The organism is Methanosarcina sp. Kolksee, assembly GCF_000969945.1.
Lineage (GTDB): Archaea > Halobacteriota > Methanosarcinia > Methanosarcinales > Methanosarcinaceae > Methanosarcina > Methanosarcina vacuolata.
In genome coordinates this window covers 4,278,031-4,294,886 of the sequence record NZ_CP009524.1, presented here as the reverse complement: position 1 = coordinate 4,294,886, position 16,856 = coordinate 4,278,031, and the positions used below count along the sequence as shown (strand labels likewise).

Below are 16,856 nucleotides of genomic sequence, written 5' to 3'. Positions count from 1 at the left end.
ATGGTGAAAATCAAACTTAAAGATCACGAAGAGCAATACCTTCAAGACTTTGTTAAAAAAGGACAGAAAAATGCAAGAGAATTGATTAGAGCACGAATTCTATTACTTGCAAACAAGAATAAAAAGAATATAGAAATCGCTGAAATACTGAATGTCGGCAGAAATACCGTTGGGAGAACCAAGAAGAAATACTTGAAGGAAGGTCTCCAAAGAGCTATTCAAGATAAGCCAAGAACTGGTCAACCCCTAAAATATACAGAGAAACACGTTGCAGAAATCATAGCTCAAGCATGTACTACACCTCCTGCTGGAAGAAAAAAGTGGACACTTGCACTGCTTACTGAAGAATTGCAGAAAAAAGAAGGTTTTGAGACAATAAACAAAGAGAGCATAAGGCTTGTTTTAAAAAAAGCGTAACTATTCAGCCTATACAAAACAGAATCAATAGCCATCTTTGTTAAAATTAAATAGACAAATTTCTGCAAATTGATTTTATGGAACTGTTGGCAACTGACTGCGTTTCGTCCTCTTATATAGGTTATTTCTTTGATTTCTTACTTTCACTAGAATCAATATCAATAGACATGTTTTGATAGGCTGAATAGTTACAAAAAAGCAAAACTAAGCCTTGGTTGAGGAGAATGTGGTGCATCCAAACTATAGACACAGAATATAGGGAAAGAATGTATGACGTTCTCAGTTTTTATGAAGAAGACTATGATCCGGAAAAACCTCTAATATGTATTGACGAAAAACCAAAGCAAATTCTTGGAGATAAGAGAAAGTCCATTCCAATGAAACCTGGAAGCCCAGAAAAATATGATTACGAATATGTTAGGAATGGAACTGCAAACATATTCATGGCAGTAGAATTTAAAGCAGGAAAAAGGATGACTTTGGTTACCAATAGAAGGACTAAGATAGATTTTGCACATTTTGTTAAGGCACTTGTAGAAAGGAATTCGAAAACAAAAACTACCCGTTTGGTCATGGACAATCTCAACACCCACAAAGAAAAGTCGCTTGAAGAAGCTTTCGGAAAAGAAGAAGCAGAAAAGATTCTAAAAAATGTAGAATTCCATTATACTCCTAAACATGCGAGTTGGCTGAATGCAGCAGAAATAGAGATTAATGTCATGAATATAGAATGCACTGGAAGGCGGATTGGTGACATGGGTACGTTGGTTCATGAAGTAGATTCATGGACTAAGAGGAGAAACGAACATGAAAGTAAGATCAACTGGAAGTTTACTCGAAAAATTGCTGATGAAAAAATGTCAAAATACTATGCACCATAATTAAGATGCCAAGACACTAGGTATGCAAATGCTACTGGCTCCTACATATTCAACACCATTATAGGACTTACGCAGTTGAAATGAAGAATCAATAGCATCAGACCGTTAACTGTTTAAAAGCCGACTTTAATCCACAGTTTTTGCCTTAATTGATTTTGCTTCTCAAGTGCGTAAGTCCTAACCATTATTAACTCTTCAGTAAATTCTAACATTTTTCAGACCGGCTCTTAATAGCCAGTCGCTAATCCCTCTAGAAACAATTAGTAATAGTTTACATCCTCTCCATAATCATACAGGTAAAAGTAATTTCACAATTATGCTGAATATTCAAAAATTTAGCCAAATATGAAAACCATGCTCAAAAGGGGCATTCAACTTTATAAATGTGTAATAAAATGATTTCCATGTTCTTATAGTTGGAAAATTCGTCCTTGAATTTGCAGAGGATACATAGTTTATATAATTCCTAACTATATCTATATAATTAAAATTCTAAAATTATTATATCCTTTCCCTTATTGATGCCGAATTAGAAACTTCACTAAAATTACAGTCCTCATATCCCATCCCCTGTATGAGGTAGTTCATACTGCCGGACGCCTCAACATATTATATGCTCCCGGAGGACCTGAAAAATGTATGGAATAGCACTTGATCTGGGTACCAGCGGTTTTAGAGCCCAGCTTATTGATCTTGAAACGAAGAAAACCTTAAAGACAGTTATAACCATGGGTCATCCCCTTCCTGGTGGAAATGTTATGGATCACCTGGACTTTGCAATCACAACAGGTGAAGATGTGGCTCATGAGGTAATTATCGAGACCATAAGGAGAATGTTCCTGCGGTTCGATGTTGATCTTTCCAGGGTGGAAAGGCTGGCAGTCTGTGGAAACCCTATCCAGCTTTCCCTTTTCCAGAATACTGAAATAAGGGACCTTGCCTATGCAGGAGAAAACAAACAGAAGATGCTTGGAGTCAGGAATGTAAAAAGAGATGCCCGTGTGTTTCCTGCGTCGGAAATTTTCGGGAAAAAAGACCTGCCTAACTGTGAAGTTATCGTCCCCCCTGCAATCAAGCACGAGATTGGAGCTGACGCCCTGGCTATGATGCTTGAAACCGATTTTCTTATCCAGCCCGAACCTTCTCTTGTCACGGATTACGGAACAAATGCCGAAATGGCTCTGAAAATCGGGGGTCGAATTATCACTGCAAGCGCAGCAGCAGGACCTGCGATTGAAGGGCAGGGTATAAGTTCAGGCATGCTCGCAAGTCCTGGCGCGATATGTGATGTAAAACCTGAAGGACAGTACTGGAGAATTATGGTTCTTGACAGGGAAATGGAAAAACAGGACGCTTATCTTATCGATCCAATTACAGGGGAGATAAAGGAGTCCTATGGATTCGAAGCCGTAGGAATCACAGGCACAGGAGTTATCTCGGCTTTTGCTCTAGCACTGAGAATCGGGTTGATTGAAAAACTTCCTAAACTTCCGAATGGAAAGCTGATCCTGGGTTCCGGGATTGAGATCAATGAAAAGGATGTAGAAGAAGCCGGAAAAGCTATCGGAGCAATCCGGGCTGCCCATATGACCCTGATCGTTGAATCCGGAATCAAGTATGAAGACCTGGAGTACGCATATATGTCAGGAGCCTCTGGAGCCTATGTGGACGCTGAAGACGCCCGCAGACTCGGAGCCGCACCGGGTTATGCAAAAAAAATTGTTCAGTTCGGAAATACCTCGCTTGCGCTTGCTCGGGAACTTGTGCTGGAAAAATCAAGGCTGGATGACGTAATTGAGATTGCTAAGAAAATTACTGCCGATCACCTTATGATGGCGACCAGCGAGACTTTCAATAATTTCTACCTATGCGAGCTTTCCTACTGGACCCAGGGCATGCCACTTGAGACGTATGACCAGATGCTTGAACTCTACGGCCTGCCCCCCCTCCCGAAAACTCTCGAACATGTAAGCATCGAAAAGCGAGTCAGCAAAGACATCGAAGAGGTCGGGTCAGGTGGGCTTTCCATCCTCAAAGAAATTGGCATAATACTCGAAGTTCCGGTGGAAAAGTGCGTATACTGCAAAAAATGCGTAAAAGAATGCCCAGAAGCAGCCCTTGAAATAGTAGAAAGAGACGGCCAGAGAATCGCAAAATACGACAGCCAGAAATGCCTTGGTACAAGCTGCCGCCGTTGTGTTGGCATCTGTCCCGAAGACGCTATTGATATAACGAAACTGAAAATCACAGCGAAGTAACGAAATAACTTATGGTGGGCTAAATTTTCACCCACTTTCTTTTATTTTACCTTTTCTTCACCAGGCTTGAAAAGGGTTGTGATCACGCCGATAGTGTTTTGGGACAAGTTCATCAAATTCAAATGTTGCTGAGGTTTTCGGTCAAGCCTTTTTTGAAAAGGGTTGTGATCGCGCCGATATGGTTCGGGGATAATTTCCTCAAATTCAAACGTTGCTCGGTTTTTCGGTCAACCTTTTTTTAAAAGGCTTACAAAAAATTTATAAATAAGAACCTGTTTTTCTTAGATTTCCACCAATAATCATATATACTAAATAATATTATTTTATATTATTATTAAGACCACCATACAGGAAGCAAAACGCTTTGTTCAACCTATTTTGCCGAGGAGGAAACCTGATCATGTAGATCGAATGGACTCTAAATCCGTTCAGCCGGGTTAGATTCCCGGGGTTTCCGCCATATTTCTGAATCCCGGAATGGTAATACAATAACATTCTAGATACATTCAGAACATTCCGCCGAAATCTTTTATAAAAGCTGGAGATTTTTTTCCAGACTATATAAATTGTTTCTGTTGTGTGGATCGCTTCTATTTTCCGGGTAGCTGTCAGCAAATTGCTGGCTCCGTGCTTATACTCCGTAAGCCGGGATTTTGAAATACTATTTCTTGGAAATCATCCGGGCTTTTAATTCACCAGGGGTGACACTATGGACAAAAAACCATTAGATGTTTTAATATCTGCAACCGGGCTCTGGATGTCCAGGACTGGAATGCTCCACAAAATCAAGCACTATGAAGTCTCAAGAAGTAAGATATCTATTGAAATGGCGTGTGGAGAGCATCTTGTTGTGAATAATTCCAGGAGTTGTAGAACAGCCAGAGCATTCAGACATCACAAATACAGGAAAACCTGCAAACGATGTAGGGTTTCGGACGAGGATATCAATAATTTCCTCACAAGATCAACCGAAAGCAAAACCAGTGTGAAGGTTAAGGTAGTTTCTGCTCCAAAGGTCAAAAAAGCCATGCCGAAATCAGTTTCAAGGGCTCCGAAGCCTCTGGAAAATCCTGTGTCTGCACAGGCATCAACGAACACATCCAGACCTGTACCTTTGCCTGAAAAATCAGCTCCAAATTCGTCTATTCCCGCATCAGCTCCTGCTCCTTCACTTACAAGAAGCCAGCTTGATAGGGTTGAGGCTCTCTTAAGTCCAGAGGATAAAATTTCTCTGAATATTGCAAAGCCTTTCAGGGAACTTGAGTCCGAACTTGTGGCAAGAAGAAAAAACGATTTTCAGCGGCTCTATGTCAATGATAGAGAAGACTACCTCGGCAAACTCGAACGTGATATTACGAAATTTTTCGTAGACCGGGGTTTTCTGGAGATCAAGTCTCCTATCCTTATTCCGGCAGAATATGTGGAGAGAATGGGTATTAACAGTGATACTGAACTTTCAAAACAGGTCTTCAGGGTGGATAAAAACCTCTGCTTGAGGCCAATGCTTGCCCCAACTCTTTACAACTATCTGCGAAAACTCGATAGGATTTTACCAGATCCAATAAAGATTTTCGAAATCGGGCCCTGTTACCGGAAAGAATCCGACGGCAAAGAGCACCTGGAAGAATTTACCATGGTGAACTTCTGTCAGATGGGTTCGGGATGTACTCGGGAAAATCTTGAAGCTCTCATCAAAGAGTTTCTGGACTATCTGGAAATTGACTTCGAAATCGTAGGAGATTCCTGTATGGTCTATGGGGATACCCTTGATATAATGCACGGGGACCTGGAGCTTTGTTCGGCAGTCGTCGGGCCAGTTCCTCTTGATAGAGAATGGGGTATTGACAAACCATGGATAGGTGCAGGTTTTGGACTTGAGCGTTTGCTCAAGGTTATGCACGGCTTTAAAAACATTAAGAGAGCATCAAGGTCCGAATCTTACTATAATGGGATTTCAACCAGCCTGTAAGCTGGAAAGTCCGCCCAAAGTAACTAAAAATCGCTAAACACCGGTCGAAGATATTAAAACACTGTATTAAATGGCAAAAAGTAATTGCGATACTGGATGTCAAAAAGAGTTGCAGTACTAAATGGCAAAATTAATTGCAGCTCTGAAAGGCAAAAAAAATTGCGATACTTAATGGCAATATCAAATGGCAAAAGGCAAAATAGCAGTATTAATGGCAAAAAGTAAAATGGCAATATCAATGGCAATATTGACTGACAATATTGAATGGCAATATTGACTGACAATATCAATGGCAACATTGACTGACAACATTGAATGGCAATATTGACTGACAATATCAATGGCAAAATTGACTGACAATATCAATGGCAACATTGACTGACAATATCAATGGCAACATTGACTGACAATATCAATGGCAACATTGAATGGCAATATCGAATGGCAACATTGAATGGCAATATTGATTCAAAAACGGGATGGTAAAAACTCAATACGGCAAAATAAGCTAAATGGTGAGATTAAATTGATAATCGGCTCTGATAGGGCCGTAAAATATCTGAAGAATCTATGAGAGAGTGAAATTTTGATCCAAAAAATGGCACTTGATGAATTTGACAGTTTGGGAGAAAAAGTCATTGAAGGGCATCAATTAACTGATAACGACCTGAGGGCTCTTCTTTCCCTTGAGTCCAGAGAAGATCTGGAAAGGCTTTATTCTGCAGCCCGAAAAGTAAGAGATCATTATTTTGGCAACAGGGTATTTCTTAATTGTTTCATTTATTTCTCCACTTACTGTAAAAATCAATGCTCCTTTTGCTACTATAACTGTCGAAACGAGATCAACCGCTATCGACTGACCATGGAAGAGATAAAAGAAACCTGCAAAACCCTGAAAGGAGCAGGTTTTCATATGGTTGACCTGACCATGGGGGAAGACCCCTATTACTATGAAGACCCGAACCGTTTCGTTGAGCTTGTCCAGGTAGTAAAAGAGGAACTTGGGCTTCCCATTATGATTTCTCCAGGCTTGATGGATAACGCTACTCTTCTCAAAGCCAGGGAAAAAGGAGCAAACTTCCTGGCACTTTATCAGGAAACATATGACACCGAACTCTACCGGAAACTTAGAGTTGGGCAGTCATTCGATGGGCGTGTCAATGCACGCCGTTTTGCTAAAAAGCAGGGGTATTGTGTAGAAGACGGAATACTCACCGGCGTTGGAAACGATATCGAATCTACCATTCTGTCCTTAAGGGGAATGAGCACAAACGATCCTGATATGGTCAGAGTTATGACTTTCCTGCCCCAGGAAGGAACCCCGCTTGAAGATTTCAGGGATAAATCAAATCTCTCGGAACTGAAAATCATCTCGGTTCTCAGGTTAATGTTTCCCAAACGCCTTATCCCTGCCTCCCTTGACCTGGAAGGCATTGACGGCATGGTTCGCCGCTTAAATGCAGGGGCAAATATTGTTACTTCTATCCTCCCTCCCGATTCCCAGCTGGAAGGCGTTGCAAACTATGACCGTGGACTTAAAGAACGGGATCGGGACATAAAAAGCGTGATCCAAAGGCTTGAAACCATGGGAATGAAACCTGCTCGACAGGCTGACTTTGAGGCAGTCCTGGGGTGCTAGCTTGAAAACGATCTGTCTTGTAGGCGGGAAACTCCAGGGCTTCGAAGCTGCGTATCTATCTAAAAAAGCCGGAATGAAAGTAGTTCTGGTGGATAAAAATCCGCAGGCTCTCATCCGTAATTATGCGGATGAATTTTACTGTTTTGATGTAATAAAGGAACCTGAAAAACTCCTTGAGCTCTCAAAAAAGGTTGATGCTGTACTTCCTGTACACGAAAATCTGGCCTGCATCGAATTTCTGAATTCAATAAAAGAAAAATTCTCCTGCCCGGTACTTTTCGATTTTGAAGCTTATCGGATAAGCAGGGATAAAAAACGCTCAAAAGATTATTTTAAGTCCATAGGAGTCCCAACTCCGCAGGACAGGCCCTCCAGCCCTCCTTATTTTGTAAAACCTCCCTGTGAAAGCAGCAGTGTGGGAGCCAGGATAATTTATGAGGACAAAGAGCTTGAGGCCCTTGAACCTGACATGCTGGTTGAGGAATATGTGGAAGGCGAAGTTGTTTCTCTCGAAGTTGTCGGGGATGGAAGTCATTTCGCCGTGGTAAAAGAGACCCTGGTCCATATAGACGAAACTTATGACTGCCACATGGTAACTCCACTTCCTGCGAATTCTTTATTCAGGCAGATCTCCCATGCTCTTGCAGCAAATCTTCCCTTGAAGGGTATTATGGACGTGGAAGCAATCTTCAGCCCAAAAGGTCTCAGGGTAATCGAAATCGATGCCCGTTTCCCAAGCCAGACCCCGACAGCAGTTTACTATTCTTCAGGAATCAACCTGATAGAACTTCTTTTCCACGCCTTTACTGACGGTGTTGAGGAAATCAAATCTCTTCCAGAAAAAAAATACTGCATTTACGAGCACCTACTGCTCGGAGAAAACGGTGTTCTTGTTCCTGTTGGAGAACAGGTACTTTCCATGGGTAGCGACTATGGAAAATTCTACGAAGAACCCGGCATTGAGATTTTTCTTTGCAAAGGAGAAAATCCGGTATTTACCCTGATCTTCTGGGGTAAGGACAGGGAAGAAACCGGCGCAAAAAAATGCAAAGGACTTTCGGTTCTAAAGGAGCGTTTCGGAGCGATTTTATGAATGAATAAATTTGAGGACAAAAAAATAATAAAAAGGATTAAAAACTTAGATTTTAAGAAATTAAAGCTCTAAAACTTAGATTTAACGAATTTGATGTCTAAAAAACTCAAATTTCAATAAATGGGTATTAAAAACTTATATTCATGAAAATTATAATTTATAATCCCCAGGTTTAATGAATATAAAATTTAAATTCTCCTAAATAGGAAATGGCGATAAAAATGGCACTTTTAACCCCAAATGATTTGATAAATATTAATAGAAAACTTCAGGAAGCCGACTCTGTCGTGCAAAAAGTAACAGGGCTTGATATAAAAGGCGTCTGTCAAGCTCTCTACGGTACTTCCCCGCTCTCCGAAAAAGTAGGTATCGTGCCTGTAACTTCAGGAAATGGGATAATAGGAAACTTTTCTGCTTCCCTGCATGCAATTACGCAGTATTTCGGATTTGACAGTTTTGTTACGGATATGCCGGATGTTAGCGGCTATTATGAAGCTGTGCAGAACGGAGCCGAGATCATCCTTATGGCAGACGACCACACTTTCCTTGCCCATAACATCAAAAATGGAAAAATGGCCAATAATCAACCCTGCACAGGTGTAATTTATGCTGAGATCGCTTCCAGATACCTGAAAGCCGACTCAAAGGACGTACTTGTTATGGGGCTTGGAAAGGTAGGTTTTCCCGGAGCAGCCCAACTTGTGCAGAAAGGCTTCAGGGTTTACGGGTATGATCCTGATGCAAGACTCCTTAAGAGAGCTGTTTCAGACCTCGGGGTTATCCCACTCGATCCTGCAAATCCGAAAAAGTTTTCCATTATTTTCGAGGCGACCCCATGTGCAAACACGATTCCTGAAACCGTACTTTCGGAGAATTGCGTGCTTTCAACTCCAGGAATTCCCTGCGCAATTTCTGAAGAGCTTCGAAAGAAATACGACGTTCAACTTGTAGCTGAGCCCCTTGGAATAGGAACGGCATCAATGCTGTATTCTGTGCTTTAATACCTTAATTTCGCTTGGCAGCCGGTTGCAGCATTTCGGCAGTCTGCTGCCCTTTTCGCTATTAATTAGTTTAAACCCTATGTATTATTGTTTTTAATTCTAAGCGTTTTGGATATTCCTTCCACAACAAAATTTTTTATTTTATCGTTTGTTTAACCAGTACTTACTTATATGTAAGTAACTATCTTCTGTATTGAGGATATATTCAAAATGGATTTCTAATAACCCAAATAAGAGCTAATCAGCACCTTCGGTGCGCACTGAAGGGAGTATTTTATGAGTAGTGGTTATGAACAAATTTATGAAAGCCTCATACCCAAATTGAGAAAATGCGATTTTTTAGAAGTTGCCGAACGGCTTGGCCTGTCTCTTCAGCCGGACGGTGCTCTATCTGTCAATTTTCTTGGCCGAGAGTATGAGATAAGTTCTCACGGTATTAATCCGACAGACGGTAAGCCGGTTGATGTCAACAATCTCAGTGTTCTGGCTTACTATTCATTGTCCAAAGGTGTGGGTGAACCTGCATTTTCATATGTGCCTATTTCTAATTTTGCCGGCAAAGGAATAACATCCGGCACAAATACAAAATGGATGACTGATCCGCTTGGTAAAACATTCAGTGAAGATTATGCAACATTCAGTGAAACCATGTGCAAATTAGGTGGGGTTTTTAATGGCAAGCTGAAATCGGGCGGCTATTCATGGCTTCTGAAAGCATTGCCTAAAATCCTTCTCCAAATCGTTTATTATGATGGAGACGATGAATTTCCTTGTGAAGTTCAGGTTCTGTTTGATAAAAATGCTTCATGCTTTCTGGAATTTGAATGTCTGGCTTTTTTAGAGGGATGCCTTATAAGAGCGATGATTATGACAACCAAAACAGAAGATACAACCGGGTGGGTGTGATACAACCGGATGGGTGTGATACAACCGGATAGTGTAATACTTGTGTATATAATGTGAAATGCAAGATGTTTCTCATCTAATAAATCGGAGAACTAAGTTTATATGAATAAAAACACTATTCAATTAACTTATTAACGAGTATAAATGTTTTTTATGAATAGATATGAACGAGACTAATCAGCAAATACTATATTACGCAAGGAATTTTTTGCAATGTCGGGGTTATAATGGATTTAGTTACAAAGATATTTCTCAGAAACTGGGAATAAAGAATGCAGCAATTCATAATTATTACCCCAAAAAAGAGGATCTAGTTGCAGCTTTGCTCGAAGACAGCAGAAAGAATTTAGCTGCAAATATTGCTCAAATAGTGGAATCTGGAGGCTCAGCCCGTGACCAGCTTCAATACTACTTTGATTACGCACTGAAAGAGTTTGATGAAGGCAAAAGAATCTGCCCTCCAGGCTCGGTAATTCTCGATTTTGAAGAACTTCCGGAGAAAGTTAAAAAACAAAACCTTTTGTTGATGGATGACATCCTGACCTGGATTTCCAGAGTTCTTAAAGTGGGTCTGGAACAGGGGGAGTTTAATTTCTCTGGTTCTGTAGAAGCACGTGCAGAATTAGTAGCTGAAGCCTTGATGGGTGCCAGACAATTCTCCAGTATAAGAGGAAGAAAAACGCTTGTTAGATCTATTTCTCTAATTAAAGCTGACCTTGGGTGGAAGGACTGATTTTTTCCTAACCGGCACTTACTTATATGTAAGTAAGTATATTCTACTATTACAATCGATCTATTGCTTAATCGATCTATTGCTAAAAAAATTATGTTTGCTAAAAAATTAGGTTTTCTGGCATAACTTCTGTGGAGATGCTTCAATGCCCATTATGAGTATTATTTCATGCAAGATAATGCAGGACGAAATTATCTGGATTCTTGAAAATGACTCTTCCATTGATGAAGTCCTCGTAGTTGATAATGAAAATATTCGGGAATTTGTAGAAAAGCTGGATAAAGTAAACCTTCATTATAAAGTTTTCTCTCTGGAAGACATTTCCTCACTTCCCGAAATCAAAAGCGAATGCAAGAAATATACGGTTCTGATTCATCTGATGGAACTGGGTCTTCATAGAAGTCCTAAAGAGTTGAAAATTAAGGTATATGAGACTATACAGACTCTTGCTCCTTTTTCATCTGGGATTTTGCTCTTTTACGGTTTATGTGGTAATGTACTGGGGGACGTTGAAAAAGATTTCCAACGTAGCTCAATCTCGTGTCCGGTCCGTATTCTTAAAGACAAAGATCACAGGATTGTAGATGACTGCATAGGGGCTACTGTGGGGGGAGTCCAGAACTATCTAAGGATACTTAAAAGTGTTAGTGATGCTGGAACATACCTTTTTACTCCCATGTACAGCAAAGGCTGGAGGGAAATACTCGACCTGAATAAGCTAAACAAAGATCCAGCCAAAGCATTGAAATTAATGAAAAAAACCCACGAAATGATTGGTTACAAAAGAGTCGCCAAGATTAATACCGGCCTTAAATATACTGAAAATTTTGACGCTTCTATTCGGGAATTTGCAGATTTGTTTGATTTCGAAATTTTGGAATTCGATGATGGTAATCAGGAAATTTTTAAAGATTGCTATAACGAACTCAAAATGGAGATTTAGGAAAAATCAAAATGTTGAAAAATTTTAAAATTTTATATTTGTAATTGAATGGTGAGCAGATGCCTGTACTTAGCATAATTGCCTGTGAAATGCTTGAAGACGAACTGGCATATGTCCTCTCAGAAGACCATGACTTAAATCAATTGATTGTAGTTGAAAACAGGCAAAGTATCAGGTTTGTTCGAAAGCTTAAATCCATAAATTGCCAGCCAAAACTTTTTCCTCTGGAAAAAGTACCTATTTTTTTAAAAGAGGCAAATAACTCTGTATATAACTCTGTATATAACTCTGTATATAACTCTGTATATAACTCTGTATATAACTCTGTATATAACTCTGTATCTGTGAATATTTCGAAACTTTTTTTGAAATTTCCGTTTTTTAAGAAAATACCTCATAATACCGGAGGAAAGAGTAAAGAAAAGAACGGGGAAAAGCCTATTGTCGTTGTAAATACTCTGAAGCTTGGTCTGCACGCAGATAGTGAACTCTTAAGGTCTGAAATCTACCAGAATATCAGGAAAATGGCAGCTTTTTCAGATGGTATTCTTATTTTCTATGGAAATTGTGGGCACTCTTTAAGGAACACGGTAGCGGATTTTAAAGATCTTCCCTGCTCTCTTTATTTTCTCAAAGATGAAAAAGGAGAGATTGTGGATGACTGTATCAGCGTAGCTCTTGGGGGCAATGATAATTATGCTGAAGTTATGCAGAGCGGGAAAGGTATAGGTATGATATACTTGACTCCTATGTGGGCTTCCAGCTGGAAAGAAATGAGAATGGAGTCCAACAACACTTCTGACTTTAATGACAGTTTTTTGAAAAAGCATTATAAAAGGGTCGTCAAAATCAGTAATGAGATTTCTATGGGAAGTGAATTCAATAAAAATGTCTTAAATTATGCCCGGACTTTTGATATGAGTATTACTGAAATGGAAGGCAGTATGGAAATAGCAAGTAAGTCCTATCTAAGTGCCAAAAATGATGTCTGCAAAAAAGCAGTGTCAGATTAAAAACAATTGAAGTGGTATGCTGAAAATAAAAGAAGGAAAAACAAAATCCTGAAGACAAATCCTGAAGACAAATCCTGAAGACAAATCCTGAAGACAAATCCTAAAGACAAATCCCAAAGACAAATCCCGTTAGACTCTCAATTTTTTCTATAAAGTCCCAGGGTACTTAGAGTCAGTGCAGTGGCATTGATATCATCGTCTTTATTTCCCCAGGCTCCGTTTTCGTGGACATTTTCAAGGAGCCAGTGGACTGAATCTTCAACTTCATCTTTAAAACCTGCAAGAAGCAGGGCCTGGATTGCAAGATTGCTTGTGGAAATATGTTTCCAGCCACCGTCCGGCTCTTTTTTTGAAAGGATCCATCTGGCTTTTTCCTGGATAAAAGTCTCAAACGTTCTGGTTTTTGCCAGATTATCCTGCTTTTTGAGAGCTGTAATTATGAGGGATGTGGTGCCGACCTGTTCCCAGGCAGGGCAATAGTTTTCGGATAGCCAGTTGCATCCGTCTTTATCCCGAGTTCCCATGTCTGCAAGAGCTGCAATGGCGTAGGCTGTATCGTAAACGTCCCCATTCCAGGAATTTTCTTTTTTTCTGGCAAGCAGCCATCTTGCTGAAGCCATGAATACGATTCCTTCTGTTGAAAGGGCTGAGCAGGCCCTTGCGGTGTCCCTGATTGAAGAGTTCCAGGAACCGTTATTATCCTGTTCAAGAATCAGGCGGGTTATGTAAGGGTTTGGGAGTGCCCAGAGGGCGTGTGCGGATAAGGTACTTGAAAGTTCCTTTACGGACTGAATTTGCTGGGCAGAGAGCCATTCAAAACTGTTTTTCACAATATCGAGTTCCAGGTTGCTTGACATTTTATTGTGCTTTTCAGGCTTCATATATTAATACCTGACTGCATAATCCTTTACTCAATTTCTAAACTTTCTTTCTTAGGTATTGCACAGAATGATAAATTATATCTAAAATTACGCATTATTATGCATAATGGTGCGCCCAAGGAAACGAAAATTGGTGAATTTCGAGCATCAAATGAGGCACTTCAAACCTGGGGATTTAGAAGAGGATAATTTAGAAAAGGATTCTCTGAAAGAAGTAATCCTGACAGTTGATGAACTTGAAACCATGAGATTAAGTTTCCTGGAAAATTTATCCCAAACAGAGGGTGCAACTTGCATGGATATTCACCAATCTACTTTCCAGAGGACACTTAAAAGAGCACTTGTAAAGATAACCGAAGCACTTGTTTATGGAAAATCAGTACGAATCGAAGGAGGAGACTATAGGATGCCAGGAGGAGACGGTAGTGGTCCTGAAGGTAGGGGACCTGGAATGGGCATAGGTGGAGGAGGCAATGGAAGGTGCAGTAACCGTGGAAAAGGTTCTGGAGGTCCCGAAGGAATGTGCATATGCCCTGAATGCGGATATGAGTTGCCTCATAAACCGGGTGTTCCCTGCATTGAGGTCAAGTGTGAAAAGTGTGGCACTCCAATGGTCAGGAAGTGACTTTTGAAGCGGACAAAAATAAGAGAATTGAAAGAAATAGCTTCCCGGATAATATTTTTTGAATCGAATCAAGATTTAAAATAATTATCTGGGTGGAAGTCTTTTTGCCAGATCTTGGTCAACTGAGGGAATGACATATTCGTTTTTATCGACACCTCTTAGTTTGGCAATAATTTCGTTGTCATTTTCCTCTTCTTCGACCTGCTCTTCAACGTACCATTGCAGGAAAGAAGCTGTAGCTTCATCCTTTTCAGCATGGGCAAGCTCTACCAGTTCATGAATTGAGCGAGTGATGAACTGTTCATGCTTCAATGTCTGCTGGAACATATTCATAGCTGTTCCGAATTCCATAGGTGGCTCTTTGATCTCCTTAAGTTTAACCCTCCCACCCTGGTTGTTTACGTAATCAAAGAGCTTCATTGCATGAATGTTTTCTTCTTCAACCTGGACTCTAAACCAGTGGGCAAAGCCCGTAAGCCCAACTGATGAACTATAAGCTGACATCGCAAGGTACAGATAAGACGAGTACAGTTCTTTATTGATCTGTTCATTCAGTGCTTCTTCCATCTTTTCACTCAGCATTGATTTCCCCCCATTCCTTTTTTGAAAAATTTTCCTCCGGCTTTTCATTGCGTCTCTTCGTATACGATATTTTCTGAGACTTTTTTATCCCTTTTACCGTAACTGAAGACTCTTTCAGGTTTAAATCTCGCACGTACGACAAGTACCGGGACCTTTGCATGCCTTACAACTTTTTCTGATACGCTTCCAAGCATAAAACGTTCAGTCCCGCTTTTTCCAGTAGACCCTATGACAATCATGTCAACTTTATGATTCTCAGCAAAATCCAGGATTTTTTCAGCCGGATTTCCTTTAAGCAGTATGGGTGCAGCTTCTATTCCGGCAGCTTTTGCATTTTCTTCTATGAGACTTATTGCTTCACTACCAATTATCTCAAACTCTGCGTAGACATTTTTTACCGACGTTTCATCCATCAGAATTGAGTCAAGAAAAGTTACATCGATGACATATACAGCATAGACCTTTGCCCCACTGTTCTTCGCAATTTCTATCCCGAAATCCGCTACGTTTTCAGAAGCTTTTGAGCCGTCAGTAGCGATCAGAATTCGTTTTTGCGGTTTGGATTCAAGTTCACTGCTTTCCTCTATACCTACTCCCCCCGTACTTACTTTCCTCTGTACTTACTCCCCTCATCCGTACTTACTTTCCTCTGTACTTACTCCCCTCATCCGTACTTACTTTCCTCTATACTTACTCCTCTTAGAGTACGGATCTATTAATTAGATCTATTAGATCTATTATTATTGAGACAATACCGGAATTCATCTTATTGTTTACTAATTTATATTTTTAAATTGCTTTCATGATCGGAAACTTGATTATTCAAAAGATCAGTTCCAGGATAAGCTTCAAAATAAAAAAATTTGAATTTGAGATCGACTCACTAAAAAGATTAGATTATCTAAGTTGGCTAGATTGCCAAGTTGGCTAGATCGTTTAATTTAGGAGTGTCTAAGGCTCATTCCCGCGACTTTATTTTTGGGATACAGCCGTCAACTCTCTTATAATACCTTCACTGATAATGTTTTTGCATTTTCGAGTATATACTAGATTGTCAAGTTTTGTTCGGAAGCTGTAAATGCTACAGAAACCGTTTGACTTTGCTCTGAAACTCCGAGTATAAGGTTCTTTGAAGAAGTTTCAAAGGTAAAACTTGAAACGGTGGACGCGAGACACGAATCTTTATTCGTGGGAGCTGTCACCTACTCAGAACTGGTTATTCCTGTATCAATTTTTTCTCACTTTTATGCCGTTCTCGAACAACCAGAACCGGAATTTTTGCATGCCTTATAACTTTTTCAGATACGCTTCCAAGTAGTACGCGCTCATATCCACTTTTCCCAAGCGAACCCATTATGATCATATCGATATTATTATCCTCTGCAAAAGTGACAATTTTCTCAGCCGGATTACCTCTAAGCACCCTGACTTCCACTTCCACTCCTGCAGCTTTTCCAATCTTTTCTATATAAGAGGTTGCTTCACGGCCTTCTTTTTCAAATTCTTCAAGTACTTTGTCTGACCAGATTTTATCCAGTGGAACTGAGCGATAAGGTGTCGTGTCGATGACATAAACAGCATATATTTTTGCTCCACTGCACCCAACCATTTCGATTCCAAAATCTGCGGCTTCGTTTGCAGTTTCTGAGCCATCGGTAGCGATTATTATCTGCCTTCTCGGTTTAGATTTAATTTCAATATCTCCTTCCATAATTACCCCTCATGTTCTCTATTTGTGTTTCTGAATTTGTATTCTCACATTCCGGATTCCCATCCTTTTTACAGGTTTGAGACTTTTCAGTATGTTCAAATACACAGGCCGCAATCAGAATCCTTCAAACTTGCATTCGATGTTCTGACCACCACATTTTACCCTCTATCTGAATATTGATGTGTTCATATTAATAATTTTCAT

The 16,856-nt window shown here is 40.1% G+C and carries 14 protein-coding genes and 2 pseudogenes; 12 read left to right on the top strand and 4 right to left on the bottom strand.

The genetic code is table 11. The features are described from left to right. From MSKOL_RS17700 to MSKOL_RS17650, 11 genes and pseudogenes are all read left to right on the top strand, one after another. Positions 1-405 (top strand): annotated as a pseudogene (locus tag MSKOL_RS17700) (helix-turn-helix domain-containing protein); the annotation flags it as partial. A gap of 206 nt (positions 406-611) precedes the next feature. After that, a pseudogene (locus tag MSKOL_RS17695) lies at positions 612-1,298 on the top strand (IS630 family transposase); the annotation flags it as partial. Positions 1,299-1,933: 635 nt separating this feature from the next. Continuing rightward, positions 1,934-3,556, top strand: coding sequence for a methylamine methyltransferase corrinoid protein reductive activase (locus MSKOL_RS17690; protein ID WP_048157963.1), 1,623 nt, complete (start codon positions 1,934-1,936; stop codon positions 3,554-3,556). A gap of 709 nt (positions 3,557-4,265) precedes the next feature. Then, a complete protein-coding gene (gene pylS, locus MSKOL_RS17685; RefSeq protein WP_048157962.1) occupies positions 4,266-5,525 on the top strand; it encodes a pyrrolysine--tRNA(Pyl) ligase in 1,260 nt (419 codons plus the stop codon). A gap of 586 nt (positions 5,526-6,111) precedes the next feature. Next, positions 6,112-7,164, top strand: coding sequence for a methylornithine synthase PylB (gene pylB, locus MSKOL_RS17680; RefSeq protein ID WP_048157961.1), 1,053 nt, complete (start codon positions 6,112-6,114; stop codon positions 7,162-7,164). 1 nt (position 7,165) lies between these two features. Further along, on the top strand, positions 7,166-8,257 hold the full coding sequence (gene pylC, locus MSKOL_RS17675; protein WP_197078790.1) for a 3-methylornithine--L-lysine ligase PylC: 1,092 nt from the start codon (positions 7,166-7,168) through the stop codon (positions 8,255-8,257). Positions 8,258-8,466: 209 nt separating this feature from the next. Next, positions 8,467-9,258: a 3-methylornithyl-N6-L-lysine dehydrogenase PylD gene (gene pylD, locus MSKOL_RS17670; protein ID WP_156151140.1), complete on the top strand. Its 792-nt coding sequence runs from the start codon at positions 8,467-8,469 to the stop codon at positions 9,256-9,258. A gap of 276 nt (positions 9,259-9,534) precedes the next feature. After that, positions 9,535-10,164, top strand: a complete 630-nt coding sequence (locus tag MSKOL_RS17665) for a DUF3786 domain-containing protein (RefSeq protein ID WP_048157958.1) — start codon at positions 9,535-9,537, stop codon at positions 10,162-10,164. Positions 10,165-10,327: 163 nt separating this feature from the next. Then, positions 10,328-10,897: a TetR/AcrR family transcriptional regulator gene (locus MSKOL_RS17660; RefSeq protein ID WP_048157957.1), complete on the top strand. Its 570-nt coding sequence runs from the start codon at positions 10,328-10,330 to the stop codon at positions 10,895-10,897. Positions 10,898-11,042: 145 nt separating this feature from the next. Further along, positions 11,043-11,840: a DUF1638 domain-containing protein gene (locus MSKOL_RS17655; protein ID WP_048157956.1), complete on the top strand. Its 798-nt coding sequence runs from the start codon at positions 11,043-11,045 to the stop codon at positions 11,838-11,840. A 44-nt stretch (positions 11,841-11,884) separates the two neighbouring features. Then, positions 11,885-12,853 (top strand): DUF1638 domain-containing protein, encoded by a 969-nt coding sequence (locus MSKOL_RS17650; protein WP_231592309.1) that lies wholly within the window; start codon positions 11,885-11,887, stop codon positions 12,851-12,853. Between the two features lie 137 nt (positions 12,854-12,990). On the opposite strand, the gene MSKOL_RS17645 is transcribed toward MSKOL_RS17650, so the two are convergent. Continuing rightward, complete coding sequence (locus MSKOL_RS17645) at positions 12,991-13,734, bottom strand: terpene cyclase/mutase family protein (RefSeq protein WP_048123153.1); 744 nt, start codon at positions 13,732-13,734, stop codon at positions 12,991-12,993. Positions 13,735-13,840: 106 nt separating this feature from the next. Between MSKOL_RS17645 and MSKOL_RS17640 the strand changes: the two genes are divergently transcribed. Continuing rightward, complete coding sequence (locus MSKOL_RS17640) at positions 13,841-14,359, top strand: DUF134 domain-containing protein (RefSeq protein ID WP_048157954.1); 519 nt, start codon at positions 13,841-13,843, stop codon at positions 14,357-14,359. A gap of 84 nt (positions 14,360-14,443) precedes the next feature. Here MSKOL_RS17640 and MSKOL_RS17635 read toward each other — a convergent pair whose 3' ends face one another. The 3 genes from MSKOL_RS17635 to MSKOL_RS17625 form a co-directional block, all read right to left on the bottom strand. Then, positions 14,444-14,941 (bottom strand): ferritin, encoded by a 498-nt coding sequence (locus MSKOL_RS17635; RefSeq protein WP_048158454.1) that lies wholly within the window; start codon positions 14,939-14,941, stop codon positions 14,444-14,446. A 44-nt stretch (positions 14,942-14,985) separates the two neighbouring features. Then, on the bottom strand, positions 14,986-15,480 hold the full coding sequence (locus MSKOL_RS17630) for a universal stress protein (RefSeq protein WP_255352013.1): 495 nt from the start codon (positions 15,478-15,480) through the stop codon (positions 14,986-14,988). Between the two features lie 677 nt (positions 15,481-16,157). Next, positions 16,158-16,652, bottom strand: coding sequence for a universal stress protein (locus MSKOL_RS17625; protein ID WP_048123147.1), 495 nt, complete (start codon positions 16,650-16,652; stop codon positions 16,158-16,160). Positions 16,653-16,856 lie beyond the last annotated feature (204 nt).

Coding starts and splice junctions, on each gene's coding strand:
- MSKOL_RS17690 (WP_048157963.1), top strand. CDS start 1,934: ATGTATGGAATAGCACTTGATCTGGGTACCAGCGGTTTTAGAGCCCAG.
- pylS (WP_048157962.1), top strand. CDS start 4,266: ATGGACAAAAAACCATTAGATGTTTTAATATCTGCAACCGGGCTCTGG.
- pylD (WP_156151140.1), top strand. CDS start 8,467: ATGGCGATAAAAATGGCACTTTTAACCCCAAATGATTTGATAAATATT.
- MSKOL_RS17665 (WP_048157958.1), top strand. CDS start 9,535: ATGAGTAGTGGTTATGAACAAATTTATGAAAGCCTCATACCCAAATTG.
- MSKOL_RS17660 (WP_048157957.1), top strand. CDS start 10,328: ATGAACGAGACTAATCAGCAAATACTATATTACGCAAGGAATTTTTTG.
- MSKOL_RS17655 (WP_048157956.1), top strand. CDS start 11,043: ATGCCCATTATGAGTATTATTTCATGCAAGATAATGCAGGACGAAATT.
- MSKOL_RS17645 (WP_048123153.1), bottom strand. CDS start 13,734: ATGAAGCCTGAAAAGCACAATAAAATGTCAAGCAACCTGGAACTCGAT.
- MSKOL_RS17640 (WP_048157954.1), top strand. CDS start 13,841: ATGGTGCGCCCAAGGAAACGAAAATTGGTGAATTTCGAGCATCAAATG.
- MSKOL_RS17635 (WP_048158454.1), bottom strand. CDS start 14,941: ATGCTGAGTGAAAAGATGGAAGAAGCACTGAATGAACAGATCAATAAA.
- MSKOL_RS17625 (WP_048123147.1), bottom strand. CDS start 16,652: ATGGAAGGAGATATTGAAATTAAATCTAAACCGAGAAGGCAGATAATA.